25 protein-coding genes and 1 riboswitch are annotated in these 23,388 nt (G+C 67.9%); of the genes, 6 read left to right on the plus strand and 19 right to left on the minus strand.

All coding sequences use genetic code 11. From position 1 onward, the window contains the following. Positions 1-3: 3 nt before the first annotated feature. The 5 genes from EZH22_RS09105 to EZH22_RS09125 all read right to left on the minus strand — a co-directional run bounded on the left by EZH22_RS09105 (position 4) and on the right by EZH22_RS09125 (position 4,658). The gene (locus EZH22_RS09105; protein ID WP_203195328.1) at positions 4-837 is read right to left on the minus strand and encodes a GntR family transcriptional regulator; all 834 of its coding nucleotides are present in this window, start codon (positions 835-837) and stop codon (positions 4-6) included. Positions 838-934: 97 nt separating this feature from the next. Beyond that, positions 935-1,942, minus strand: coding sequence for an ABC transporter substrate-binding protein (locus tag EZH22_RS09110; protein WP_203195329.1), 1,008 nt, complete (start codon positions 1,940-1,942; stop codon positions 935-937). Between the two features lie 58 nt (positions 1,943-2,000). Next, the gene (locus EZH22_RS09115) at positions 2,001-2,885 is read right to left on the minus strand and encodes an MBL fold metallo-hydrolase (RefSeq protein WP_203195330.1); all 885 of its coding nucleotides are present in this window, start codon (positions 2,883-2,885) and stop codon (positions 2,001-2,003) included. A gap of 41 nt (positions 2,886-2,926) precedes the next feature. Then, the gene (locus tag EZH22_RS09120; RefSeq protein ID WP_203195331.1) at positions 2,927-3,829 is read right to left on the minus strand and encodes an ABC transporter permease; all 903 of its coding nucleotides are present in this window, start codon (positions 3,827-3,829) and stop codon (positions 2,927-2,929) included. Beyond that, positions 3,822-4,658, minus strand: coding sequence for an ABC transporter ATP-binding protein (locus tag EZH22_RS09125; protein ID WP_203195332.1), 837 nt, complete (start codon positions 4,656-4,658; stop codon positions 3,822-3,824). The genes EZH22_RS09120 and EZH22_RS09125 overlap by 8 nt, the downstream gene beginning before the upstream one ends. Before the next feature lie 310 nt (positions 4,659-4,968). Here EZH22_RS09125 and EZH22_RS09130 point away from each other — a divergent pair, with 310 nt between their 5' ends. Further along, positions 4,969-5,595: a glycosyltransferase family 2 protein gene (locus EZH22_RS09130; protein ID WP_231711398.1), complete on the plus strand. Its 627-nt coding sequence runs from the start codon at positions 4,969-4,971 to the stop codon at positions 5,593-5,595. Then, the gene (locus EZH22_RS09135) at positions 5,592-5,954 is read left to right on the plus strand and encodes a DUF2304 domain-containing protein (protein WP_203195334.1); all 363 of its coding nucleotides are present in this window, start codon (positions 5,592-5,594) and stop codon (positions 5,952-5,954) included. Before EZH22_RS09130 ends, EZH22_RS09135 begins: the two co-directional genes overlap by 4 nt. A 36-nt stretch (positions 5,955-5,990) precedes the next feature. Here EZH22_RS09135 and EZH22_RS32830 read toward each other — a convergent pair whose 3' ends face one another. From EZH22_RS32830 to EZH22_RS09160, 5 genes are all read right to left on the minus strand, one after another. Beyond that, positions 5,991-6,536, minus strand: a complete 546-nt coding sequence (locus EZH22_RS32830) for a rhamnosyltransferase WsaF family glycosyltransferase (protein WP_408647728.1) — start codon at positions 6,534-6,536, stop codon at positions 5,991-5,993. Beyond that, positions 6,431-7,339 carry a hypothetical protein gene (locus EZH22_RS09145; RefSeq protein WP_203195336.1) on the minus strand — a complete coding sequence of 303 codons (909 nt, stop codon included), beginning with the start codon at positions 7,337-7,339 and terminating at the stop codon, positions 6,431-6,433. Before EZH22_RS09145 ends, EZH22_RS32830 begins: the two co-directional genes overlap by 106 nt. Positions 7,340-7,431: 92 nt before the next feature. Next, positions 7,432-8,337, minus strand: coding sequence for a class I SAM-dependent methyltransferase (locus EZH22_RS09150; protein ID WP_203195337.1), 906 nt, complete (start codon positions 8,335-8,337; stop codon positions 7,432-7,434). Positions 8,338-8,438: 101 nt separating this feature from the next. Further along, positions 8,439-10,595, minus strand: coding sequence for a DUF7657 domain-containing protein (locus EZH22_RS09155; RefSeq protein ID WP_203195338.1), 2,157 nt, complete (start codon positions 10,593-10,595; stop codon positions 8,439-8,441). A gap of 71 nt (positions 10,596-10,666) precedes the next feature. Next, positions 10,667-11,035 carry an EamA family transporter gene (locus tag EZH22_RS09160; protein WP_203195339.1) on the minus strand — a complete coding sequence of 123 codons (369 nt, stop codon included), beginning with the start codon at positions 11,033-11,035 and terminating at the stop codon, positions 10,667-10,669. A 329-nt stretch (positions 11,036-11,364) separates the two neighbouring features. On the opposite strand from EZH22_RS09160, the gene EZH22_RS09165 reads away from it, so the two are divergent. The 4 genes from EZH22_RS09165 to EZH22_RS09180 all read left to right on the plus strand — a co-directional run bounded on the left by EZH22_RS09165 (position 11,365) and on the right by EZH22_RS09180 (position 14,170). Then, a complete protein-coding gene (locus EZH22_RS09165; protein ID WP_203195340.1) occupies positions 11,365-11,889 on the plus strand; it encodes a carboxymuconolactone decarboxylase family protein in 525 nt (174 codons plus the stop codon). Between the two features lie 134 nt (positions 11,890-12,023). Then, positions 12,024-12,413, plus strand: a complete 390-nt coding sequence (locus EZH22_RS09170) for a hypothetical protein (RefSeq protein ID WP_203195341.1) — start codon at positions 12,024-12,026, stop codon at positions 12,411-12,413. Positions 12,414-12,516: 103 nt separating this feature from the next. Further along, positions 12,517-13,092, plus strand: a complete 576-nt coding sequence (locus tag EZH22_RS09175; protein ID WP_203195342.1) for a copper chaperone PCu(A)C — start codon at positions 12,517-12,519, stop codon at positions 13,090-13,092. 141 nt (positions 13,093-13,233) lie between these two features. Continuing rightward, positions 13,234-13,451, plus strand: a riboswitch (cobalamin riboswitch). 41 nt (positions 13,452-13,492) lie between these two features. Continuing rightward, positions 13,493-14,170 carry an energy-coupling factor ABC transporter permease gene (locus tag EZH22_RS09180; protein ID WP_203195343.1) on the plus strand — a complete coding sequence of 226 codons (678 nt, stop codon included), beginning with the start codon at positions 13,493-13,495 and terminating at the stop codon, positions 14,168-14,170. Positions 14,171-14,233: 63 nt separating this feature from the next. Here the strand turns inward: EZH22_RS09180 and EZH22_RS09185 are convergent, their stop codons facing one another. From EZH22_RS09185 to EZH22_RS09225, 9 genes are all read right to left on the minus strand, one after another. Next, the gene (locus tag EZH22_RS09185; RefSeq protein ID WP_231711399.1) at positions 14,234-14,698 is read right to left on the minus strand and encodes a MarR family winged helix-turn-helix transcriptional regulator; all 465 of its coding nucleotides are present in this window, start codon (positions 14,696-14,698) and stop codon (positions 14,234-14,236) included. A gap of 90 nt (positions 14,699-14,788) precedes the next feature. Next, positions 14,789-15,493, minus strand: coding sequence for an ABC transporter ATP-binding protein (locus tag EZH22_RS09190; RefSeq protein WP_203195344.1), 705 nt, complete (start codon positions 15,491-15,493; stop codon positions 14,789-14,791). Next, on the minus strand, positions 15,490-16,263 hold the full coding sequence (locus tag EZH22_RS09195) for an ABC transporter ATP-binding protein (protein WP_203195345.1): 774 nt from the start codon (positions 16,261-16,263) through the stop codon (positions 15,490-15,492). Before EZH22_RS09195 ends, EZH22_RS09190 begins: the two co-directional genes overlap by 4 nt. After that, positions 16,260-18,161, minus strand: a complete 1,902-nt coding sequence (locus tag EZH22_RS09200; protein ID WP_203195346.1) for an ABC transporter permease — start codon at positions 18,159-18,161, stop codon at positions 16,260-16,262. The genes EZH22_RS09195 and EZH22_RS09200 overlap by 4 nt, the downstream gene beginning before the upstream one ends. 191 nt (positions 18,162-18,352) lie before the next feature. After that, positions 18,353-19,549, minus strand: coding sequence for an ABC transporter substrate-binding protein (locus EZH22_RS09205; protein ID WP_203195347.1), 1,197 nt, complete (start codon positions 19,547-19,549; stop codon positions 18,353-18,355). A 129-nt stretch (positions 19,550-19,678) separates the two neighbouring features. After that, positions 19,679-20,263, minus strand: a complete 585-nt coding sequence (locus EZH22_RS09210; RefSeq protein WP_203195348.1) for an amino acid synthesis family protein — start codon at positions 20,261-20,263, stop codon at positions 19,679-19,681. Beyond that, positions 20,260-20,844: an amino acid synthesis family protein gene (locus EZH22_RS09215; protein ID WP_203195349.1), complete on the minus strand. Its 585-nt coding sequence runs from the start codon at positions 20,842-20,844 to the stop codon at positions 20,260-20,262. The genes EZH22_RS09210 and EZH22_RS09215 overlap by 4 nt, the downstream gene beginning before the upstream one ends. Next, positions 20,837-21,787 (minus strand): UPF0280 family protein, encoded by a 951-nt coding sequence (locus tag EZH22_RS09220; RefSeq protein ID WP_231711400.1) that lies wholly within the window; start codon positions 21,785-21,787, stop codon positions 20,837-20,839. Before EZH22_RS09220 ends, EZH22_RS09215 begins: the two co-directional genes overlap by 8 nt. Positions 21,788-21,790: 3 nt before the next feature. After that, positions 21,791-23,287 carry a 6-hydroxynicotinate reductase gene (locus tag EZH22_RS09225; RefSeq protein ID WP_203195350.1) on the minus strand — a complete coding sequence of 499 codons (1,497 nt, stop codon included), beginning with the start codon at positions 23,285-23,287 and terminating at the stop codon, positions 21,791-21,793. Positions 23,288-23,388 lie beyond the last annotated feature (101 nt).

Here is a 23,388-nt window from a genome sequence, read left to right on the forward strand (position 1 = left end):
ACGTCATCCGGGGCGGGGCGCCAGGCTGTCGATGCGCATGAAGAACTGCGTGCGCGGGATGAAAATGCGCTGGAACGAGCCGTAATTGGCCGGGCTCGCCGAGCTGAAGATCTCCACGACCATGCCGGTCGTCTTCGCCGGCACGCCGATCTTGGAGCAGATGTCGCGCGGCAGCTGCTCGATCCGGATATCGTAGGTCATGCGCTGGACATTGAGGTTGAGCTCACGCCTCAGGTTGATGCCTTCGAGGGCTGTGCGCTTGTCCTTGCGCGCCTGGTCGTAGACGCGGGCATCGATGATGAACTGGCTGTAGACGAGGAATTCGTGGCCGATATCGACGATGCGGTCGATCTCCACCACTTCGTCTTCCACCCACTGCAGATGCATGCTCCACGAGCCCCGGCTGGCGTGCCGGTGGATGCGGTCGACCTGGGGGAAGACCGGGAAGAAGTTCTCGCGCCGTTCGTCGCTGAACAGGAAATGCCAGACCGTGTCCACCTGGCGCGGCTCGCGATTGACGAAGCTTCCCGCCCGCCCCTGGCGGCGATCCACCGCCCCGTCCTGCACCAGCTCGCGATACGCCTTCTGCACCGTGCCGAGGCTGAGGCCCGTGGCCAAGGCCAGGTCCTTCTCCGCCGGCAGGCGATCGCCAAGGCTCCAGAATCCCTCGCGGATCCCGGCGAGCACGGCGTCGCGGAGCTGAAGGTACTTCGGGGCATGGCCGGGGTCCTTCGGCGCGAAGCGGCGCCAGAAGTCGTATCCCGCCGGGGACGCCGGGGCCTTGGTGACGGCATCTGCCTTATCGCGTGTCGGGCGCGGAACCCGAGGCTTTGTCATGGGAGATCCCGAAGGCGAGTGAGAGGGTGGTGGTACCGACATTCCCCCGGCGAGGCAAGGCGATGCGCCGGGGAGCACCGGCGCATGCCACGGGCGGTCAGTCGCCGGGCAAATCGTGCACGTTGCTGAAGAAGACGTCCTTCCAGGAGCCCGGCAGCGTCTTCAGCAGGCCGGTCTTGTTCATGTATTGCGCGAAGACCATCACCTTGTGAGGGGTGGGGGAGAAGGTCATCATGTTCGGGTCATTGAGTATCGCGACAATTTCCGCGACGGAGAGCCTGGAATTGTCGAACCTCTTGAACGCCTGCGCCGCCGCCGTCCTGTCGGCGGCGATGCGGGTCATCGCCTCGGTCAGCGCGGCATAGGTGGCGGCATAGAGCTTGGGGTTCTCGGCCCGCCATTTCTCGTTGGCATAGGCGGTGATCAGGGTGTTGGGGCCGCCGGTGACGTCATAGGAGCTCAGGATGGTGCGCACGTTCGGGTTGGCGAGCTCCATCTGGATGAAGGGCACCGTGGTCACGTGCGTCTTGGCGCCGGCCCCGCCCGAGAGCAGCGCGGCGACGCCGTCGGGATGGGACATGGTGATGGCCAGCGTGTCGAACCTGTTGCGCTGGTCGAAGCCGTAGGCCTGGGCGGTCGCCATCTCCAGGATCAGCGCATGCTGCGTGCCCTTGCCCGCCGCCATGGCGATCCGGTCGGTGGGCTTGAAGTCCTTGATGGACCTGATGTCGGGATCGATGGTGTTGAAGTAGATCGGGGAATCGCAGATCGCCATCATCCCCTTGACGGGGGCGAACTTCACCGTCTTGTCCCACAAATTCAGCATCACCGAGGTGCCGGCCATGGCGATGTCGGCATTGCCGGAGATCAGCGCATCGGTGATGGCGGGGCCGCTGGTCAGCTGCGTGTAGGTGACCTTGACGTCGGGCATCCCGAGGGCCGCCGCGTGCTTCTCGATCAGCTTGTTTTCCGCGGCGACGATCATCGGCAGGTAGCACAGGCCGAGCCCGCTGACGACCCGCACCTCCGCCGCCCGGGCGAGGTGCGGGCCGAGGGCGGCGGCAAGGACGAGGGCCGACGCGGCCAGCTTCGCAAGTCGTTTCATTCGTATCCCCATGTTGCCTGGAAGGTCCCGCGCCGGTTCGGCGTCTCGTTTTTGCGTGTCAGAGCAGGCGGTCGTTCTGCGGTCCCTTGAGCGGGATCTCCATGAGATCCTCGCCGAAGAAGATGTTTCCGCCATAGACCCGCGATATGTCGGCCACCACCCGCTCCCGGAGGCCGGGCCGGTCGAACTGCTCGGTGATGTGGGTGAGAACCAGGTTCTTCACCTTGGCGTCGCGCGCCAGCTCCGCCAGCTCCATGTGTCCCATGCAGCTGTGCGAGAAATCCGGGCTGTAGTTCGTGCCGGAGAGGTAATGGCACATGTGCACGAGCACGTCGCAATCCCTGGCCAGCACGTGCATGCTTTCCGCCGGCCCGCTGTCGCCGGAATAGACGAAGACGCCTTCGGGCGTCGTCAGGCGGAAGCCGAGGGTGACGAGGAAGGGCTGGAAGTGGTTCACCTGGTCCGTCTCCAGCGTCCAGCCATCGCCCTTGATGACGTCGCCGGGCGACAGCGTGGTGACCTCCGGGGCGGGCCGCGGCCGCGGCAGGGTGCCGCCGCGGGCCTTGAACAAGTCGAGGCTCGATCCGTGGGAGGTGCGCGCCACCAGATCCGCATTGTACACGCCGTCCAGCCCGAACAGGCGCTGCGTGATCTCGGCGATGGGCGCCGGCCCGAAGACCTTCAGCTCGGGGATGCGGTCGGCGCCCTGGTCCCAGCGGGTCAGGAGCAGCCGGCCGTAGTCGCCGCAGTGATCATAGTGCAGGTGGGAGAAGAAGAGGTGGGTCACCCTGGTCGCGGGGATGCCCAGCTCCAGCAGGCGATGATGGGCGCCGAAGCCGTGGTCCATGACGATCACGTCGTCGCCGGTTTCGATCACATAGCCGGAGGACATGCGGCGCAGGGAGGGGGTGGGCGTGCCTGTGCCGAGGAGGCGAATACGCATGGGAGGGCTCTTTTCCTTTGGCTTTTGCTTGCAAGGTGAGGTCAGCCGGCGCGGCTCATGCCCCAGCGGCGGATGGTGCGGGCCTCGATGGTGCGGAAGATCAGCCCCTCCACCAGGAGGCCGATGATGATGACGCAGGTGAGCCCGGCGAAGACCTGATCGGTTTCCAGCTGGTTGCGCTTCTCGAACAGGAACCAGCCGAGCCCGCCCGAGCGAGAGGACACGCCGAACACCAGTTCCGCCGCGATCAGCGTGCGCCAGGCGAAGGCCCAGCCGATCTTCAGCCCGGACAGGATGGAGGGGAAGGCGGCCGGGATCAGGATCAGCGCCACGTAGCGCACCCCGCGCAGGCCGTAATTCTGCCCCGCCAGCCGCTGGGTCTCGGACACACCGAGGAAGCCCGTCAGCGTATTGAGCGCCACCGCCCAGAGCACCGAATGCACGATGACGAAGACGAGGCTGGGCACGCCGAGGCCGAACCACAAGAGCGCCAGCGGCAGGAGGGCGATGGCCGGCAGCGGGTTGAACATGGCGGTGAGCGTTGCCAGCAGGTCGGCGCCGAGCCGGGAGGAGACGGCGAAGGTGGTGAGCATCGCCGCAAGGGCGATGCCGATGGCGTAGCCCGTCATCAGCACCTGGAGCGTGGCGCCGATGCGCTGGAGCAGGACGCCGTGGACGAGGCCGTCCCACAAGGCGCGCAGCGTGTCCGTCAGGGTGGGGAACATCAGCGGGTTGGCGAGCCACAGGGCGTAGAGCTGCCAGGCCACCATCAGCGCGGCGACGATCGCCCCGCGCCGGACGCCCTCCATGTTGGCGAGGTGCTCCCAGAGCGAGAGCGGACGCTCGATCTCGGCCGCATCGCTCACGGGGGGCGTGGTCCGCTCGAATTCCGGCCGGATCGGCGGAGACAGCCGGGCGACCGGCAAGGGGGTGATTTCAGCCATGGTGCCCCTCGGCGAAAAGCATGGTGTTGATCTTCTGGGACAGCGCCATGAAATCGCTCCCGCCCTGGTGGTCGTGCCCGTATTGGTGGGCGTTCAGCTCCGCCTTCACCTGGCCGGGATGGGGCGAGAGCACGAGGATGCGCGAGCCGACCACAATCGCCTCCTCGATGGAGTGGGTGACGAAGAGGACGGTGAAGCGGATGTCGTCCCACAGCTGCAGCAGCTCGTCCTGCATCTGGCGGCGCGTCAGGGCGTCGAGGGCGGCGAAGGGCTCGTCCATCAGCAGGATGGCGGGCTCCATGGCCATGGCGCGGGCGATGGCCACGCGCTGCTTCATGCCGCCGGAGAGCATGTGCGGATAGGCATCGGCGAACTTGCCGAGCTTGACCTTCGTGATGCTGGCCATGGCCCGCTCGCGGGCCTCGGCGCGCGGAAAGCGCCGGCTCACCAGGATGGGGAACATGACGTTCTCCACCACGGTCTTCCAGGGCATCAACTGGTCGAAATCCTGGAACACCATCATGCGGTCGGGGCCGGCGCCGGTGATCATCTGGCCGTTCAGCCGCATGAAGCCGGCGACCGGCTTCAGGAAGCCGGCGACACCTTTCAGCAGGCTGGATTTGCCGCAGCCGGACGGGCCGAGCAGCACGAAACGGTCGGCCGGATAGACTTCGAAGCTGACGTCGCGGGTGGCCGTGACCAGAAGATCACGCGTCTTGTACTGGAGCGTAACACCCGACACCTCAAGCAACGGCCTGGCCGGCGGGGGTGAATACGTCTGGTCTTCGGGATGCTCTTCGGGATGCTTGGCACCTGCGCGCGCGCTCATCGGCCCCCTCATTGTTCCGGCTCTGGCTTCGCCTTCACGGCTCCCAGAGGGAGGCCGCGCGGCTGAATTCGTTGTTTTTAATATGCAGTGCAAATATGAATGCTGCATAGTTTAAATGTCAAGCGGGATGTCGAGGCCCCGCCGCGCCGGGCCGCGCCGGTGCGGTCCGCGGGTGCGTCAGATTGCTTCCGACGCGGGAGATGCGCTATGTGAAAGGTCTCGATCACTGAAGGGTTGAGCCTTGGTGTCGTGTCGCCGTGACCTCTCGCCGGTCTGGGTTGTGGTGCCGGCCTTCGAAGAATCCGCCGTCGTGGCCGCCACGCTCGACGGACTGCGCCAGCATTTTGATCGGATCGTCGTGATCGACGACTGCTCTCGCGACGAGACCGCGGCCATCGCCCGCGCCCGCGGCGCCCATGTGCTCCGCCATCCCGTCAACCTGGGCCAGGGCGCGTCGCTGCAGACGGGCATTGAATATGTCCTCGCGCAAGGCGCCGGCAGCATCGTCACCTTCGACGCGGACGGGCAGCACGATCCGGCGGATGCCGCAGCCATGCTCGGCCACCTCGCGCTGGGCGAGTTCGACGTCGTGCTCGCCTCGCGCAATCTCGGGCGGACCGAGGGCATGCCCCGCGTGCGGGCGGCGATGCTCAGGCTCGCCGTCGCCTACACGCGCTGGAGCACGGGATTGAGGGTCAGCGACACCCATAACGGCTTGCGCGTCTTCAGCCGCGCGGCGGCGAGCAAGCTCCACCTTCGCCAGAATCGCATGGCCCACGCCTCCGAGATCCTCGATTACATCGCGCGATCGAAGCTGCGCTATGTCGAATACGGCTGCACGCTGCGCTATACGCAATATTCCAGATCGAAGGGCCAGAGCAGCATGGCGGCGTTCCGGATTCTCTTCGATATCGCGGTCCGGAAGTTCCAGCGATGATCAAGGTCGTTCTGATTGCGGGCTTCCTGCTTCTTATTGTCTACGCCCTGTCGCAGAGGGCGCGATCGCGCGCGCTTTCCGCGGCGATGACCGCGCTGTCGGTTGGCGGCATGGTTCTCGTGCTGTTTCCGGAGCTCTCGTCATCGCTTGCGGAGATGCTCGGCGTGGGCCGTGGCACGGATCTCGTTTTCTACTGTTTCATTCTGTTCGTGCTCACGGCCATATTCCACATTCATCTGCGGATGCGCGAATTGTCGGATACGTCCACCATACTGGCGCGCAAGATCGCCCTGATGAGTGCCGAGGTGCCGCCCGAGCCGCCCCGGGCGAACGGCCGCGAGGGCGCCAACCCGCGGTGAGGCCGCTGCGAAACGTCACCGACGCTCAGCCGCGGTTCAGCATCGCGCGATCAGTTTCATCGCCTGGTCCATGAAGGCCGCGTCGAAGGCCTGGTTCCACGACGTCGGATAGCCGGATATCGCCGCTGATGGCGGCTCCAGCCCGCCGGTCCGCTTCGCCGCTTGTTCGATGGCGTCGGCGATGCCGGCAACGGTGGGCTGGGCGGGAACCAGATTCGGGCTGCGGGCATGAAAGAAGGCCGGGGCGCGTTCCGGCGTGGTGTTTACGACCGTGGCGAGACCCGCCGCGGCCCATTCGAAATGCACGACGCCCGGGTGCGGGGTCGCCATCAGCGAGAGGCCGACGCTGTAATCCTGCACCTTGCGCCGGTATTCGTCCGGCGCCAGCTTCGGCAGGCCGTTGAGGTAAATTCCGCGCCCGATCTCGAGCTTGTAGTAGGTGGTCGATCCGATGCCCGTGAGCTGCCATCGCGGCGTTATGATGCCCCTGCTGGCACAGGTTCTGAGCGCGAGGACGCCGACCGAGAACAGGTTCCGCAGGGCGTGCGCCTCCGGTCGCGCGTAGAAGAGGAGCGCCGGTATGGTTCTTTTCCGACCCGACGGGGGAGGGGGGATAGTATCGCATGCTCGAACGTCACGAACTGCGGATCAGGCCGCGCAAACACGCCGATCCGGTTCACCTCGAAATAGTCTTTCAGCGCACGCGAATTGAATATCGCAACGTGCGGGACGCTGTAGGCGGAGTTCGACATGAAGTGAAATGAATCATAGCAGTGGAAGCTTGGTTCATATTCCTGAATGAAGAATATGACCTTCTTCTTCAGCCGCTCGGCAAGGGGGGCGGCATCGAGCGTTGTCCAGGTGGAATAGGAAATGAAGACATCCGATGGATTGAGGGAGAGGAAGACGTCCCGCTTGCTCGCGTTCACGAACTCCGCGTCGTCGAAGGCCCCCTGCCAGAGCTTGTCGGCGCGGAAGGTATCGAAATCCGCCGGCTTGAATGACGTTTCCTCGAGTAGGATGAAGCGCAGCTTCATGCCCCGGAGGCTGATCCGCATCAGGAAATTGAGGAATGCGATATAGCCGCCGAAAAATACATCCTTGTCCAAGGTTGGTATGAATATATTGGCGACCGCCGGGCGGCTGGGCGTAATGTGGTACCTGAGGGGCCGCATCCTCCGGTCGATGGCCCTCAGGGTCGCGAATTCCGTCTGCTCGAAGGCGGCGCCGTGCCTCAGCGATATGGTGGAGCCTTCAAAGATCTGGCGCCCTTCCCGGTGGCCATGGCGTTTATAATGCTCAAGGCCCGACTGGTACTGGCCGCGCAGAACCGCGTCTGCAACGTCCGTGTATTGGCGCAGATAGAAATCCTCGTCGAATTTCACAAGCTGGCGTCTTGTTTTAAGATACCGCTTTATGGACCTAAACATGACGATACTCTTATTTATTGTGGCGGGTAAATTGTGTTCTGTTTTTGTTATGATCTTTCAACCAGAAAGATGTCGTGATATCCGTTCCGGTATTCGTGGCGGCTCCATGCCCCGGGCAGGTGGGCTATGAAGATCAGTCCCGCGGCCCTGATCAGATCAACAAAGGCCTCCTTGTCGAAGGCGACGGGAAGTCCCGCGGGATCCTCGCCGGGATAGCGTTTCTTGGACAAGCCGTCGTCGCCGCATCGCGTGTAGAACCCGCCGCCGCCGGCCTTGAACCGAAACATGTAGTCTCCATCTCCGTGCCCCAGCCTTTCGGTGATTCCGGAACCGTTTCGAGGCGCGAGATCGCGGGTGATCGCGAATGCGGAGAGCAGCGCCCGCCCGCCAGGCTTGAGAACGCGCGTGATCTCCCTCAGGCACAGGATGGCTTCATCCAGGGGCAGCCGGGAGAATACGGAGGAGGCGAAGACGACGTCGAAAAATTGATCTGGATAAGGGAATTTCGCGGTATTCGAATCGGCCGATGTCGCCTGGTCCGGCGTGCCCCTCATCTCGGTGAAATGATCGAACGTGAAATTCGAGGACGGTATGGTGGCCGTGCAAAAATCGACCAGTTGCTGGTCGGCTTCAAGGCCGAAATAAAGGCCGGAGGGCAGCAGGTACCGCGAGAGCGGCAGCGCTATTCGGCCGGCGCCGCTGCCGATTTCAAGAACGGCATGATCCGGAAGCAGCCGGCAATGGGAAATCAGGAATTCGACCCACTCAAGACCGACAAAGATGAACAGTTCCTCGGTGGTGTCTCCCGCAGAGCGGGCGGCGAATGCATCATCGACTTCGAATCGCGGCAGGTGGTCGAGCACTGTCGTCACCGCGCGAGCAAAAAAAAGCCTTTGGGCATCGTCGAAGCGGGATATGTCTTCAGGCGAAAATCCGAGCGGCTTTGGGCGCATGACAATTCCTCCGGGAAACAGAAAATATGCCGCATTCAGTCTGAAATCGGCAGGGCCCGCAACGTCTTCCGCCTTCGGCTGGGAGTTCCAATCGGCGCCTCTCATGGGAGCTGGCGGAGCCGGTGCCCGCCGCGTGCCGGATCATGGGAGACGAGGGCGAGCGCGGTGAGGGGGAAGGCCTGCGCGGGCGGATCGGCGGCGATGTTGAGCTCCAGCAGAAACCCGGACAAAGCAAGCGCATCGTCCTTGAAGTAGGTGGCCACATCGAGCCGGGGAACGCGAACGGCGCTGGCCGCCAGGATGCGCATGGGCGCGGGTTGCCCCGGCTGCAGGCAGACGGCGAGCCGTTGTCCGGCCGACCAGTTTTCCAGCACGGCCCAACCGCGGATGACCACCCGCACCCGGCCGGCCGCGGTCTGCGTCGCCGCCATGGCGTCCATGACGCCGCCTTCGGCGAGGTCCCCGGCGGCGCCCCCGGCCGGGCGGCATTCCGCGGCGATCTCCACCGGCAGGCCGGTGCCGAAGCGCTGGATCGGCACGAAGACCGCGTCCATCCTGGGAACGCTCACGTCCGGCGTCGCCATGGGGACGATCTGCGCATATCGGTTGAAGGCGAAGCGCAGGTCGTCCGGCGCCATCTCCGGAAGCCGCGCCGCGAAGAAGGCGACCTGCGGCTTCCACAGAACAGTGTTCAAGGCGGAAATGCCGAGGCCGTTGATCATCCCGCCGACGGGGCCTTCGACCACGGCCATCCGGTGCGGGGGAGCGTCGGCGAGCATCCGAAGCGCCCGCACGTAGGGCGTGTCGTGATCGGCGAAGATCGGCCCTGCGGATTGCAGCGGGTTGAAGCCGCCGAAGGTGAAGAGGCCGGTGGCGGCGACGACGGCCAGCAGCGGTCCGCGCGCGTTGGCGGACGCGGGGACCCGCGCGCACGTCCTCACCAGCAGAAGGCCGAGGACCGGAACGATGATGATCCAGTCGAATATCGCGCGCGCCAGCATGAGGGGCACCGCCCGGTCGGGCCGCGGGAACATCACGCCGGCGACCACGATCTTCGAGAACAGCCAGGCGGCGAGCACCAGGGCGCAGAACACGCCCACCCGCGGGGCATTGATGCGCCAGGGCACCTGCGACCCGATGACGGCAAGGCCCAGCGTCAGGATCAGCCCGGCGCCCCACAGCAGCCGGGTCGGGGGAATGATGTTCCAGAGCAGCAGCCGGCCCAGCTCGACGGGCACCGGGAGCATCATCCAGCACAATGTCAGCCCGAGGCCGAGCGCCGGGACGATGGCGGCGCGGGGATGGTGCGCGATCCAGCGCCCCAGGGCGCGGTGATCTGCAAATACCAGGAGCGAGAGCGGCAGAAAGCTGCTGACGACGCCAACCTCGCACGGGTTGGCGTCGGGAATGAGAGAATCGAACTGCAGGAGATTGAGGTAGGGGAACAGGTGGGCCACGGCCATGAGCCACGGCATGCCGCCGCCGGAAAATTCGCGACGGCCGGGATAGATGGTGTCGCGCATGACGGCGGCGACATCGCCGTAATAGGCCCAGACGGTCGCCATCGCGCCGCACGCGACCAGCACCGCCAGGGCCACGCGGCGCCAGTCCAGGCTATCCGGCCGGAATGCCACGAGAAGAATAAAGAAAGCGAAAGTCGCGGAGATGATGAACGGGGGATAGACGAGAGACAGAACCCACACCGTCGCGACATAAAACAAGATCGCGGACCGCAGGAGCCAGGGCCAGCGGGCCAGGTAGACCACCGGAATCCAGGGAGCGAGGGCAAAGGTGGCGGCGTTGGAGCTCCACCAGAATTGGGTGAAATGGGACCCGAGCAAGATGACGGCGGCCGCCGATGCGACGTTCGGCTGCGCCCCGAGCTGCCGCGCGAGGATGGCGTATCCGAACAGAAAGGCGGCGATCAGTGCAAAGTGGTACGCCGAATAGGCGAACGCCGGGTCGGCGAAGAAGAAGGCCCAGAGCTGAGGCTTGAAGGGCAGCGCCCAGTCGAGCAGGGGCAGGGCATAGTAGTTGCGCAGATCCTGCCCGTAGGGAGAGATGGTCTCGTGTCGCTGAAAGCCGCTGCGCAAAGCCATCTGGATGAACGGCGTCAGGACCAGATATTCATCGGTCCGGATGTCGCGCGGCTCGCCGAACACCAGCCCGTCCTTGTCGGCGCCGATGTGGGTCAGGACCTGCCCATAGCTCGAGGGGGTCAGGGCCTGGCTCACATAGATCACCCCCAGCAGCAGCACCAGCGCTCCCGCGACGGCGTGTGGCCGCCGTCGCCACAGGCGTCGCGCGGTGATCGCGACGGGCCGCCAAATCACGCTCCACCCCACGCGACGATGAGGACGCCCGCGATCACGAAGGCATATCCGAGCCACAGGACCGGGGTCGTCCGCTCGCCCAGAACGAAGACGCTCGCGAGCGGCACGAAGACGTAAGCGAGCGCCATGAACGGATAGGCGCGGCTCAGGTCGGTATCCCTGAGCGATAAAACCCAAAAGACGGTGGTAAATGCGTAGAGGGCAAGTCCGGAAACAAGATATCCATTCCGGGCGGCGGAGAGAGCCGAGCCGATGGTCGAAAACGCATTTTCCGGCAGTGTGCTGGCCGCAAGCTTGAAGAGGATTTGCCCAATCGCCAGAAGAGCCGCGATGCCGACGAATGTCAGCGCCTTCAGATGGTCCATAAAAGCGTTCCGAGGGCGCGCTGCCCGATGGTGAATTCCGTCTCCCGGGTGGCGCACAAACGCCTCGTCCAACTGCAACCCTGCGCTGCGAGCCTGCCAGCATACCCTTGCGATAGCAAGAATGACGATGCAGGAGCTCAGGACAATCGGGCCGAAGCCATCACGCCCGGCGCCGGCGCGGCCCGGATCCCCGCCGGGCGGCCTTTTCAGGCTTGGGGAGATTAACGCGGTCTTTTCCTCCGGCACCGGATATCTCGGTCGGGACCGGACCGCCGGATGCGCCATGGGCCTCCGGCCTTGGAACACGCCTCGTCCCGCAAGGAGGAAACATGGCCCGCATTCCTTATGGTGATCCCGCCGCCCCAGACGCGCATGCGCTGGTGGAGCGCATCGTCGCCGAGCGCGGCAGCCTGCTGCATCTCTACCAGATGCTGATCCACAGCCCGCCGGTGGCCGAGGGGTGGCTCGCCTTTCTCACCGCCATCCGCCACAGGGGCGTGCTCCCCGGCGCGCTGCGCGAGACGGTGATCATCCGTATCGCCCTGCTCAACAACGCGCCCTACGAGGCGGACCAGCACGTGCCCATCGCCCTGCGCGAGGGCGTGACGCAGGCCCAGGTGGATGCCCTGGCCAGCTGGCAGGACAGCGCGCTGTTCTCGCCGCGGGAGCGCGCGGTGCTGGCCTATGTGGACGCCATGACCCGGCAGGTCCAGGTTCCGCCGGAGGTGTTCGCGGCGGTGCGCGGCGTCTTCAATGATCGCGAGCTGGTGGAGCTGACCGCCACCATCGGCGCCTACAACATGGTGTCGCGCTTCCTGGAGGCGCTCGAGATCCACACCCACGACGCGCGCTGAGCGCCCGGCGCCTTTGGTCCGCGGGCGGAGCGCGCGGGCATCTTGACGCATGCGCCCCGCCCGGCGGGGGGGCCCATCTTGGTTGTCCGCCCGTTCGGTGGCACAGTGCCGGCCCCTTGGAGACGCCACCCGACGTGACCGCCGCCCGCCCCGCCTGGAGAGACAGGACCGCGATTCTCGCGGCCTATCTGCTCGTCCTGCAGGTGCTGCTGGCGGGCCTTGCCGCCGGTCTTTCGGTGGCGCCGGCCCTGGCCGCCGGGCCGGACGGCACGATCTGCCACGGCGCGCGCCCCGATCCGTCCCCGGCGGACCGGGACGGCGCGCCGCTCCGGCACGTGGCGGACGCATGCTGCGTCCTGGGGTGCGCCGCCTTCGGGCCCCTGGTCGCGCCGCCGTCCTCCGCCGGCGACCTGCCGGCGCGCGGCCCGGCCGCCGCGTCGCGCATGGACACCGACCGCACCTATCTTCCGCCGCCGAGGGGCGGGGCATGGTCCGCCAACCTCGCACGGGCACCGCCGGCCTGATGGCGCCGGGCCGAACCGGCCTTTTCGTCGTCGTTTCCATCTGGCTGTTGAACTGTCTCCGCGCCCGCCGGGCGGGGCGGAGCGTGCGTGCGGAGCTTCCACCATGTCCCATTTCCTGCGTTTCCCCTTCTCGCAGCCGCGGCGCGGGGCCGCGCGCCCATTTCTGCGCCGGGTCCTCTTCGTCGAGGAGATGCTCGCCGCCGGCGCCTTCGCGCTGTGCCTCCTGATGGTCTCGGCGCAGGCGCTGCTGGCGCACGAATTCAAGGCCGGCGCCATCGAGATCGGCCATCCCTGGTCGCGGGCGACCCCCGGCGGCGCCTCCGTGGCGGCGGGCTACTTCGTGCTCAAGAACACCGGCGCGGCGCCCGACCGCCTGGTCTCCGCCACGGTGCCCTTCGCCGGCCGGGCGGAGATTCACGAAATGGCGGTAAAGGACGGGGTGATGACCATGCGCCCCCTGCCGGCCGGTATCGAGGTCCCGGCCGGCGGCACGGTGGCGCTGAAGCCGGGCTCCTACCACCTCATGTTCCTCGACCTGAAGGCGCCGCTGAAGGAGGGGACGCTGGTCGACGGGACCCTCACCTTCGAGAAGGCGGGCACCGTGGCGGTGCAGTTCAAGGTCGAGGGCGTGGGCGCCGGCGCCGCTGCGCCGGCCGAGGGCAGCGCCCACAAGCACTAGCGCGGGTCGCGTTCAGATCGACCGGCGCCCTGCCTCCACCACCGTCATGGCCGGGCTTGTCCCGGCCATCCACGCGGTTGGGCCGGCGCCAGCGGGGCGGCGTGGATGCCCGGCCAGCTTGACAGCAGGGAGGAATTGGCACCTGCTGCCGGTACGCAAGGTGACCCGGACGCGGTGCGTCCGGGCTGAAACGGGAACGGGGAAGGGCTTCTCGCCCGCGCCCCGACCGCCCCCGCGACTGTGAGCGGCGAGCGGCCTTCCACCGTGTCACTGGCAGGTTTCCTTCGGGGACCGCCGGGAAGACGGGAGGTCTGCGGCGACCCGCGAGTCAGGAGACCGGCCAGGCGTGCACGTGTCCAACCTCGGGCCGTCGGGTGAGACGGCGTAGGAGATCAAGAGAATGCATATCGAACCAGGTCTCGTGGATGGCGGGAAAATCTGGCTGAGCTACGTCACCGCCGCCGGCGCGGGCGGCTATGCCCTGAAACTCGCCTTCGACGCGGCGCGCGAGCGCGGGCTCGTCTCGCTGGCGGCCCGCTCCATCGCCACCACCGCCCTCGTCTTTTCCTTCTTCGAGGTGCTGCCGCATCACCCGGTGGGGGTGTCCGAGGTGCATCTGATCCTCGGCTCGACCCTGTTCCTCATCTTCGGCGCCGCCCCGGCGGCCATCGGGCTGGCGCTGGGCCTGCTGGTCCAGGGCCTGTTCTTCGCGCCGTTCGACCTGCCGCAATACGGCATGAACGTCACCACGCTGCTGGTGCCGCTGTTCGCCCTCTCCGCGGTGGCGCGGCGCGTCATCGCCCCGAACACCCCCTATGTGGAGCTGAAATACCGCCAGGCGCTGGTGCTCTCCACCACCTACCAGGCCGGCATCGTCGGCTGGGTGGCGTTCTGGGCCCTCTATGGCCAGGGCGTTTCGGTGGACAGCCTCGCCTCGGTCGCCACCTTCGGCGGCGCCTACATGCTCGTCATCCTGCTGGAGCCGCTGGTGGATCTCGCCGTGCTCGGCGCCGCCAAGGCGCTCCACGGCCTGAAGGGCAGCCCGCTGTTCGAGCGTCGGCTCTACGACGCGGCCTGATCGCGGCCGCCCCCCGTCCGGCTTTGATCGCGCCCGGCATCCCCCACGGGATGCCGGGCGTCGTCATTTCAGGCGGTTCAGCAGGGCGATCAGCTGCACGCGCTCGTCGGCATCCAGGGGCGCCAGCGTCTCCTCGGTGATGGCGTGCGCCACCGCGGCGGCCTCACCGGTAAGGGCGGTGCCCTCCGCGGTGAGCGCCACCACCAGGCGGCGGCCGTCCTCCGGGTCGGGCCGGGTCTCCACCAGCCCGCGCTTCACCAGGCGATCCACCACGCCCTTGATGGTGGCCGCGTCCATGGCGGTGAGGCGGCCGAGCAGGTTCTGCGAGCAGGGCCCCTTCTCGTTGAGCTTGGCCAGGGCCGCCCACTGGGTGGAGGTCAGCTCCTGCCCCATGCGGGCGCCGAAGATGAGCGTATGGCGCTGCATCGCCTGGCGCAGCAGGAAGCCGACCTGATGGTCGAGGATGTATTCGGCCTGCGCCGGCTTGGCGCGGCGGCGCCGGACGTCCGTTGCCACTTTCGTGCTCACCCCTCGTGCCCCTCCTGCCCCGTCCTTCCCGTGGGAGCGGGTCGACCGCCCGGGCCCGGCCGGCCCGAACGGTTCCCCTCCCGCCCGCCGTCACACGGCGAGATAGGCGTCCCTGACCTCCGGATTGGCCTCGAGCTCCGCCATGGTGCCAGAAAACCGCATGCGGCCCTTCTCGATGATATAGGCCCGGTCGGAGATGAGCTTGGCGAAATGCAGGTTCTGCTCCGAGATGACGATGGAGAGCCCCTCCCGCTTCATGGTGAGGATGGCGTCCGCCATCTGTTCCACGATCTTCGGCGCGAGGCCCTCGGACGGCTCGTCCAGCAGCACGAGGGAGGGATTGCCCATGAGGGTGCGGCCGATGGTGAGCATCTGCTGCTCGCCGCCGCTCATCTGTCCGCCGGGACGCTTGCGCATCTCGCCGAGGTTGGGAAACAGCGCGTAGATGCGCTCGGGCGTCCAGGTGGCGACGCCCTCGCGCGGGGGCTGCCGGCCCACCTCGAAATTCTCCTCCACCGTCAGCTGGCTGAAGATGCGCCGGTCCTCCGGCACGTAGCCGAGGCCGCGGCGGGCGATCTCGTAGGTGGGCAGGCGGGAGATGTCCTCGTCCTCGAACCGCACCGTGCCGGAGCGCTGGGACACGAGGCCCACCACCGAGCGGAAGGTGGTGCTCTTGCCGGCGCCGTTGCGCCCCAGCAGCGCCACCACCTCGCCGGTGCCCACCTCGAAGCCCACGTCGAACAGGATGTGGGCCGGCCCGTAATGGCTGTTGAGACCTGCGACCTCGAGCTTCATGCCGCGCTCTCCTCGCGATTGTAGAGCAGGCCCTCGCCCAGATAGATGGCGCGGACATCCGGATCCTTGCGCACCTGCGCGGGCGTTCCGCGGGCGATCAGCTCGCCCCGGTTCAGCACCATCACCGCGTCGGCATGCTCGAACACCACGTCCATGTCGTGCTCGGTGAACAGCACGCCGATGCCCTTCGTGCGGGCGATCTCGGCGGTGAGGCGCATGAGGTCCACCCGCTCCTTCGGCGCCATGCCGGCGGTGGGCTCGTCCATCAGCAGCAGGCGCGGATCGTTGGCCAGCGCGATGGCCAGCTCCAGCCGCTTCAGGTCGCCATAGGCCAGCTCGCCGCAGGGCCGCTCCGCCTGGGCCTCCATGCCCACGAGGGCGAGGAGGCGGTCGGCCTCCTGCCGGTGGGCGGCGCCGGCATAGCCCACCATGGCGCGCAGGCCGCCATGGAAGGACAGCAGCGTCACCTGCACGTTCTCGCGCACCGTCATGGAGGCGAAGGTGGCGGTGATCTGGAAGGTGCGCCCGACGCCCCGCCGCCACACGGCGCGCGGCGGCAGGCCGACGATCTCCTCGCCGGCGAGGATGATGGAGCCGGCGTCCGGCTCGATCTGGCCGTTCAGCATGTTGAAGCAGGTGCTCTTGCCGGCGCCGTTGGGGCCGATGAGCGCCAGGATCTCGCCGGGGGCGACGGCGAAGGAGACGCCACGCACGGCGTGCACGCCGCCGTAGGACTTCATCAGGCCCTTCACTTCGAGCAGCGCGCTCATTCCGCAGCCTCCACCTTGGCGCCGTAGCCGGCCGCCTGCGGTCCCGCCCCGTTGGGCCTGGGCGGGCGCAGGCGGTGGCGCAGGTCTTCGAGGAAACCGACGATGCCCTTGGGAAAGGCCACCACCAGCAGCACGATCACCCCGCCCAGCACCAGCTTGGACAATTCGGTCTTGCTCATCAGCCAGATGGCGAGGGCCTTGTAGACGATGGCGCCGATGACCGCGCCCGACACCGTCTCGATGCCGCCGAGCAGCACCATCACCAGCCCGTCCACCGAGGTGGGGATGGCGAGGTTCTCGGGAAACACCGAGCCCTTCAGGAAGGCGAACAGCGCCCCGGCCACGCCGGCGAAGGTGCCGGCCACGATGAAGGCGGCCCACTGGGTGGACTTGCGGTCGATGCCGATGGCCTCGGCGCGCAACGTACTGTCGCGCGCGGCGCGCAGGCCGAAGCCGAAGGGCGAGAACACCAGCATGCGCAGCAGCGCCACGCCGACGGTGACGATGGCCAGCGCCAGCCAGAAGAAGCCCTGCGGCGTCGCCGCCCAGGACGCGGGCCAGATGCCGAGCATGCCGTTGTCGCCGCCGGTCACCTCCACCCACTGGAACGCCACCGACCAGGCGATCTGCGCGAAGGCCAGCGTCAGCATGGCGAAGTAGACCCCCGACAGGCGCACGCAGAACCAGCCGAACACCACCGCGCCGGCCAGCCCCAAAAGCGGACCGACCAGGAGGGCCGCCTCCATGGGTGCGCCGAGATACTTCACCAGGAACGCCGCCCCGTAGGCGCCGAGGCCGAAATAGGCGGCATGGCCGAAGGAGGCGAGGCCGCCCACGGTCATCAGGAAGTGCAGGCTGGCGGCGAACAGCACGAAGACGAGGATCTCCGAGCCCACCGACAAGGCGTAGCTGCCGGCGAAGAAGGGAAGGGCCGCGGCCACCGCCACGGCCGCGGCCACCGCCGCCCGCTCCATGCCGCTCATGGGGCGCCAGGGCCGGATGGCGACGCCGGTGGCGGCGCGCACCGTGGCGTCGGGCTTGCCGAACAGGCCCCATGGCCGCACCACCAGCACCGCCGCCATGGCCAGGAACACGATGACCATGGAGATCTGCGGCAATATGAGGATGCCGAAGGCGTTCAGCTCCGACACCAGGATGGCGGCGACGAAGGCGCCGGTGACCGAGCCGAGGCCGCCGATCACCACCACCACGAACACCTCCACGATGATGGAGAGGTCCATGGCGTGGCTCACCGTGGTGCGCGGGATCTGCAGCGCGCCGCCCAGCGCGGCGAGGAAGACGCCGAGGGCGAAGACGGAGGTGAACAGCCACTTCTGGTTCACGCCGAGGGAGGCGACCATCTCGCGGTCCTGCGTCGCCGCGCGCACCAGCACGCCCCAGCGGGTGCGGTGGAAGACGAGCCAGAGCAGGCCCAGCACGATGGGGCCGAGGGAGATGAGCAGGAAATCGTAGGCCGGCACCCGGCGGCCGAACAGCTCGACGGCGCCGGCAAAGCCCGGGGCGCGCGGGCCCATGAGATCCTCGGCGCCCCAGATCAGGACCACGAGGTCCTGCACCATCAGCGTCACGCCGAAGGTGGCGAGCAGCTGGAACAGCTCGGGCGCGTGGTAGATGCGGCGCAGCAGCACCATCTCCATCAGCGCCCCCAGCGCCGCCACCACCAGGCTGGCGACAAGGATGGAGCCCCAGAAGCCGAGCGGGCCGGCGAAGCGGTCGGTCAGCGTGAAGGCCACGTAGGCGCCCAGCATGTAGAAGGCGCCGTGGGCGAAGTTCACGATGCGCGTCACGCCGAAGATGATCGACAGGCCAGACGCCACCAGGAACAGCGACGCGGCGCTGGCGAGCCCGCTGAGGGCCTGGACCAGAAGGAATTCCACGGCTCGGCCTTTCGTTCACCGGATCTGGAAAAAGTGTTCTTCGTTTTGTTCGGGTCCCCGCCGTCGAGGGCGGGGCCGTTCTGCGGCAGGGGCGCTCGGGGTGCCGCGCTGCGGCGGGACGGCAATCGCCATCCCGGCCGCGGCGTGGATCCCCCGGACGAGCCGGGGGATGACGGCGGCGTCCCGCCGCCTCAGTTGGCCGGGCGCAGCTTGGCGGCGTCGGCCTCGGGCGGCAGGTAGTCGGCGCCCTTCTTGAACACCACGTCCACCATCACGCCCTTGCCGTCCTTCAGCGCGGTCTTGCCGATATAGGCGCCGAGCGTCGACTGATGGTCGCCGGCGCGGTAGACGATGGGGCCGAAGGGAGTGTCCACCTTCAGGTCCTTCATGCCCTTCACCAGGCCGTCGGTGGAATAGTCGTCGGTGCCCTTCAGCAGCGCCGCGATGCTCATGACGGTGGAATAGCCGACGATGGATCCGAGGCGCGGATAGTCCTTGTGCAGCTGCTGGTAGGCGTCGAGAAACGCCTTATGCTCCGGCGTGTTGATCGAGTACCAGGGATAGCCGGAGACGATCCAGCCGTTGGGGGTCTCGTCCTTCAGCGGGTCGAGATATTCGGGCTCGCCGGTGAGATAGGACACCACCGCGCGGTCCTTGAACACGCCGCGGGTATTGCCCTCGCGCACCAGCTTCACCAGGTCGCCGGCGAAGGTGGCGTTGAGGATGGCGTCGGGCTTGGCGGCGTCGATGGCCTGGAGCACCGGGCCGGCGTCGATCTTGCCCAGAGGCGGCCACTGCTCGGCCACGAACTCCACGTCCGGGCGCTTCTTGGTGAGAAGCTCCTTGAACACGGCGACGAAGGACTGGCCGAACTCGTAATTGGGGGCGATGGTGGCCCAGCGCTTGGCCGGCAGCTTGGCGGCTTCTTCCGCCAGCATGGCGGCCTGCATGTAGTTGGAGGTGCGCAGGCGGAAGGTGTAGTCGTTGCCCTTCGACCAGACGATGGCGTCGGTGAGCGGCTCGGCGGCGAGGTACACCACCTTCTTCTGCTTGGCGAAGTCGCTGAGGGCGAGGCCCACGTTCGACAGGAAGCCGCCGGAGATCATCACCACGCCGTCGCGCGAGACCAGCTCGTTGGCGGCGGTGAGGGCATCGCCCGGCTTGCCGCCGTCGTCCTTGGAGATGATGACCAGCTTCTTGCCCTTGATGCCGCCGGCATCGTTGATCTGCTTGAGCGCCAGCTCCATGCCCTTGCGATAGGGCTCGGTGAAGGCGGGCAGGGACGAGTAGGAGTTGATCTCGCCGACCTTGATCTCGCTTTGCTGGGCCCTCGCGGCCCCGGACGCCAGCAGCGTGGCCGCCAGCGCCAACCCGATCATCTTTTTCATGCCGTATCCCCTGTGGTTCCGGTGGATCGAAGGTTCCTGGAAGACTCGTATTCTTAAAGAACGCGTTTCTTGGAGACCGTCCTTCTTGATGAATGGTCCCTCGGTCCTCCCGCGTTACGCGGGGGGATCCTACCTCAGTCCATCCTCGCCCTTGATGTCGGCCGCCTTGAGCCCGCCGACGCGCGGCAGGGGGCGGCCGGAATCGGTGACCGCCACCGCCACCACGATCTCGTTGGCGCGGGGGGCATCGCTGATGCTCACCTGCATGCCGTCGAAATGGCTGCGCACGAAGGCCGCGTCCTTGTGGCCCAGCGGAATGTCCAGCTCGGCGCCGAGGCCGCCCCGCCGCTTGGACGAGGGGATGAGCGCCGCGCCCGTGCCCAGCACCTTGCGCACCGGGGCGCCCATCTTGGGATGCAGCAAGGCGGCGGCGTGCTCCAGCTCGCCATTCTCGCCCACCAGCGCCGCCTTGCCGTAGCTCTGCGCCGCCGGCCCCGCGATGCCCAGCGCCGCGACCGCCTTTTCCGCCAGCAGGCCGCCCAGCTCCTCGCCGATGGCGATGAGGTCGGAGAGGTCCTCCACGTAGCGCCCGGCGAAGGGGTTCTCGATCACCGCCACCGCCGCCGCGCGGCGGGTGGGCGGGGAGACGGGCCGGCCCATCTCGGTGCGGGTCTCCTCGACGAAGGTGACGATCTTGCGGATGTTCGCGCTCATCGCAGCCCATCCTCTCCCTGGATGGCGTCGGCTTTGAGCCCGCCGACCCGGGCATGGACGCGCGGCCCGGTGGTCATGACCAAGGCGAGCACGATCTCGTCGGCCTTCGGCCCGTCCGGCACGCCCACTTCCATGGCATCGAAATGGCTGCGCACGTAGGAGGCGTTGACGTGGGTGATCGGCACGTCGAGGCGGGTGCCGGGGCCGCCCACCTTCTTGGTGGAGGGCACGATGGCCTTGGCGTCGCCGAGGGCCTCGCGCATGGCGTAGCCGCCGGGCACGTGCCACAGGGCGCCGTGCTCCAGCTCGCCCGCCGCGCCGACGATGGCGCCCTTGCCGTAGCCGTCGACGACGGACGCATCGCCGCCGAGCGCGGCCACGAGGTCCTTGGCCATGGCGACGCCGAGGGGCGTCAGGTCGTCCATGAACGCGGAGATCTCCTCCACGTAGCGGCCGGCGAACGGGTTCTCGATGACGGCGAGCGCGGCGGCGCGCCGGCGTGGGATCGCGGCGGCGGGGCCGCCCTCGTGGAAGATCTCCTCGACGATCATCAGGCGCTTGCGGATCTTGACCTCAGGCATGGGCACGCCCTTGTTCTGGTTCTGGTGGGACAAACGGGCCGTCGACGGCAACGGTGTTCCCGTCGACGGGGAGGGACAAAGGATCAGTGCTCGCGCTCTCACCCTGGAGATGCAAGGCGGCGGCGCAGATGAGGCCGCGCGTCACCAGCGACCGGGCCAGCGCAAGGCCGTGGCCCAGCGCCAGCGCCCGCTCGGCGGCGGTGAGCGCCGGCACGGCGCGGGTCACCGGGCGCGGGCCGAGGTCGCTGTCCGGCTGGAGGGTGTCGGCGGGCACCCGCACGATGCCGGGATGTCCCGGCAGGTCCACCGCGTTGGCCACCACGGTCGCCGCCGCGTCCGCCATGGCAGCGGTGGGGGCGAGGATGGTGACCGCGTCGGCGATGCCGAGGGAGAAGCTGCGGCCGCGCCAGCCGGAGGTGGCGACGCCGCGGACCGGGCCGTCCCAGGCGAGCGCGGAGGTGCCGACGATGCGCGGCGCATCCGGCCGGTCCACGAGGCCGACGGTGAAGCGCGCGCCCTGCGGCAGATACAGGGCGATGTCGCCGCCATTGTTCACATAGGCGCGGGTGATGCCGGGCCGGTGGAAGGCGAGGAGCACCTCCTCCGCCACCGCCCCCGCCACCGCCGCCATGGGGGTGATGAAGCCGTCGCGCGCGAACGGCGCCACCGCCCGCCACATGCGCTGGGCCACCTGCCCGCGCACCGGGCACCGGTCCGCCTCGGCGGCGGCGCGCAGGCCTGGCAGCTCGGCGCACAGGCCATCCAGCAGGCCGGTGAAGCGCTCCACCGCGTCCCCATGGGCCCGCCGCACCGCCGCCTCGTCCCCTGTCGCCTCGATGACGAGGTCGATGGGGCCGTCCTGCAGGTGCAGGCGGCGCCCGTCGGGCAGCAGGGCAGCCTGCGGGGCGCGCCGGACGGGGAGGGAAGGGGCGGGCTGCATCATGGCTCAGCCGTGCGAGCGCTTGGCGGTGTGGGGCGAGAGCGGCCAGGGATTGTCCGGCCGCGGGGCGAGGGGCAGGAGGCTGTCGTCGGCCCGCACCGAGGCGGCGGGGCGGACCTCCGCCATGTGGCCGCCGAGGGCCGCATAGTCCGACAGGCGCAGGGTGAACTCGATGGGCGCCACCAGGGCCGGGGTGGGCACGTAGCCGAAGGCGTTCTCCGGCATGCGCGTCACGTCCACCATGAAGGTGATGCCGCCGCCCGGATAGACATAGACCGGCGCGCCGCCGCAGGTGACATAGGTGAGCGCATCCTTCACCGACTTGGTGAGGCGGACCGGATTCTCCGTGACCCCCGAGCGCAGGGAGCCGCCCGCCCCCGCCATGAACAGGACGGTGGACAAGGCCGGCTCGCAATTCTCCTTCACCCGCTCGGCGGAGGCCAGGAGGTCGGCCGGCATCGGCTTGGCGATCGGGGCGAGGGTCTCGTCCAGCTCGAAATAGGCGGCGTGCTCGCCGGTGGTGGAGATGAAGAACAGGCGCAGGCCCGGCCAGGCGACCTTGGGGTCGAACGCGCCGATGATGGCCAGGGGATCGGTGATGGAGGTGCCGCCCCAGCCGGTGCCCGGCTCGGCCACCTGGAAGTAGCGGCCGGGCGTGGAGCGGCGGCCCTTCATCCGGATGCCGGTGTCGCGCACGCCCAGCATCTTGCCGGCCTGGTGCTCGGAGAGGACGCCGGTGATGTGGTCGTCCACCACCACCACCTCGTCGGCCTTGTCGAACCACTGCTTGGCGAACATGCCGATGGTGGCGGAGCCGCAGCCCACCCGCATGCGCTCTTCCCTCGTGCCGTTGACGACGGGCGCCTTGCCGGCCTCCACCACCACGCTGGCGCCGCCGTCGATGGTCAGCTCCACCGGCTTGCCGTTGCACAGGTCGAGCAGCGCCTCGCAGGTGATGCGGCCTTCCTTCTTGCCGCCGCCGGTCAGGTGGTGCACGCCGCCCAAGGAGAGCATCTGCGAGCCGTACTCGGAGGTGGTGACATGGCCCACCGGCTCGCCGGCGGCGCGCACGGTCGCCTGCTCGGGGCCGAGATAGCGGTCGGTGTCGATCTTCACCTTCACGCCGCAATAGCTGAAGATGCCCTCGGTGACGACGGTCACCATGTCCACCCCGTCCACCTGCGCCGAGACGATGAAGGGGGCCGGCTTGTAGTCGGGATAGGTGGTGCCGGCGCCGATGGCGGTGACGAAGGTCTCCGGGCCGGACACCAGCTTGCCGTCCCAGCCCGCCTCGCCGCGATTGAAGGGAACCACCGTGCCGCCCACCGCCAGGGTGCGGTCCAGCACCACGTGGGGATCCACCCGCACCAGCTCGCCGGCATGGTTGGCGTAGCGGTCGCAGGCCCCGGTCAGGCCCGGCCGGATGTAGCACATCACCGGGCAGGCATCGCAGCGGATCTTCTCGTCCGCGGCGGGGATCACGGGGCTGGTTTCGTCGGACATGGGACTCACCGCTCAAGGGGCGCGAGGAGCGCCCGCCGGACACGCCCGCCGGGGCGCGCGGTTTCGGGGGCGCAGTTCATATGTGTACTAATGAAATATGC

The organism is Xanthobacter dioxanivorans, from assembly GCF_016807805.1.
Taxonomy (GTDB): Bacteria; Pseudomonadota; Alphaproteobacteria; order Rhizobiales; family Xanthobacteraceae; genus Xanthobacter; species Xanthobacter dioxanivorans.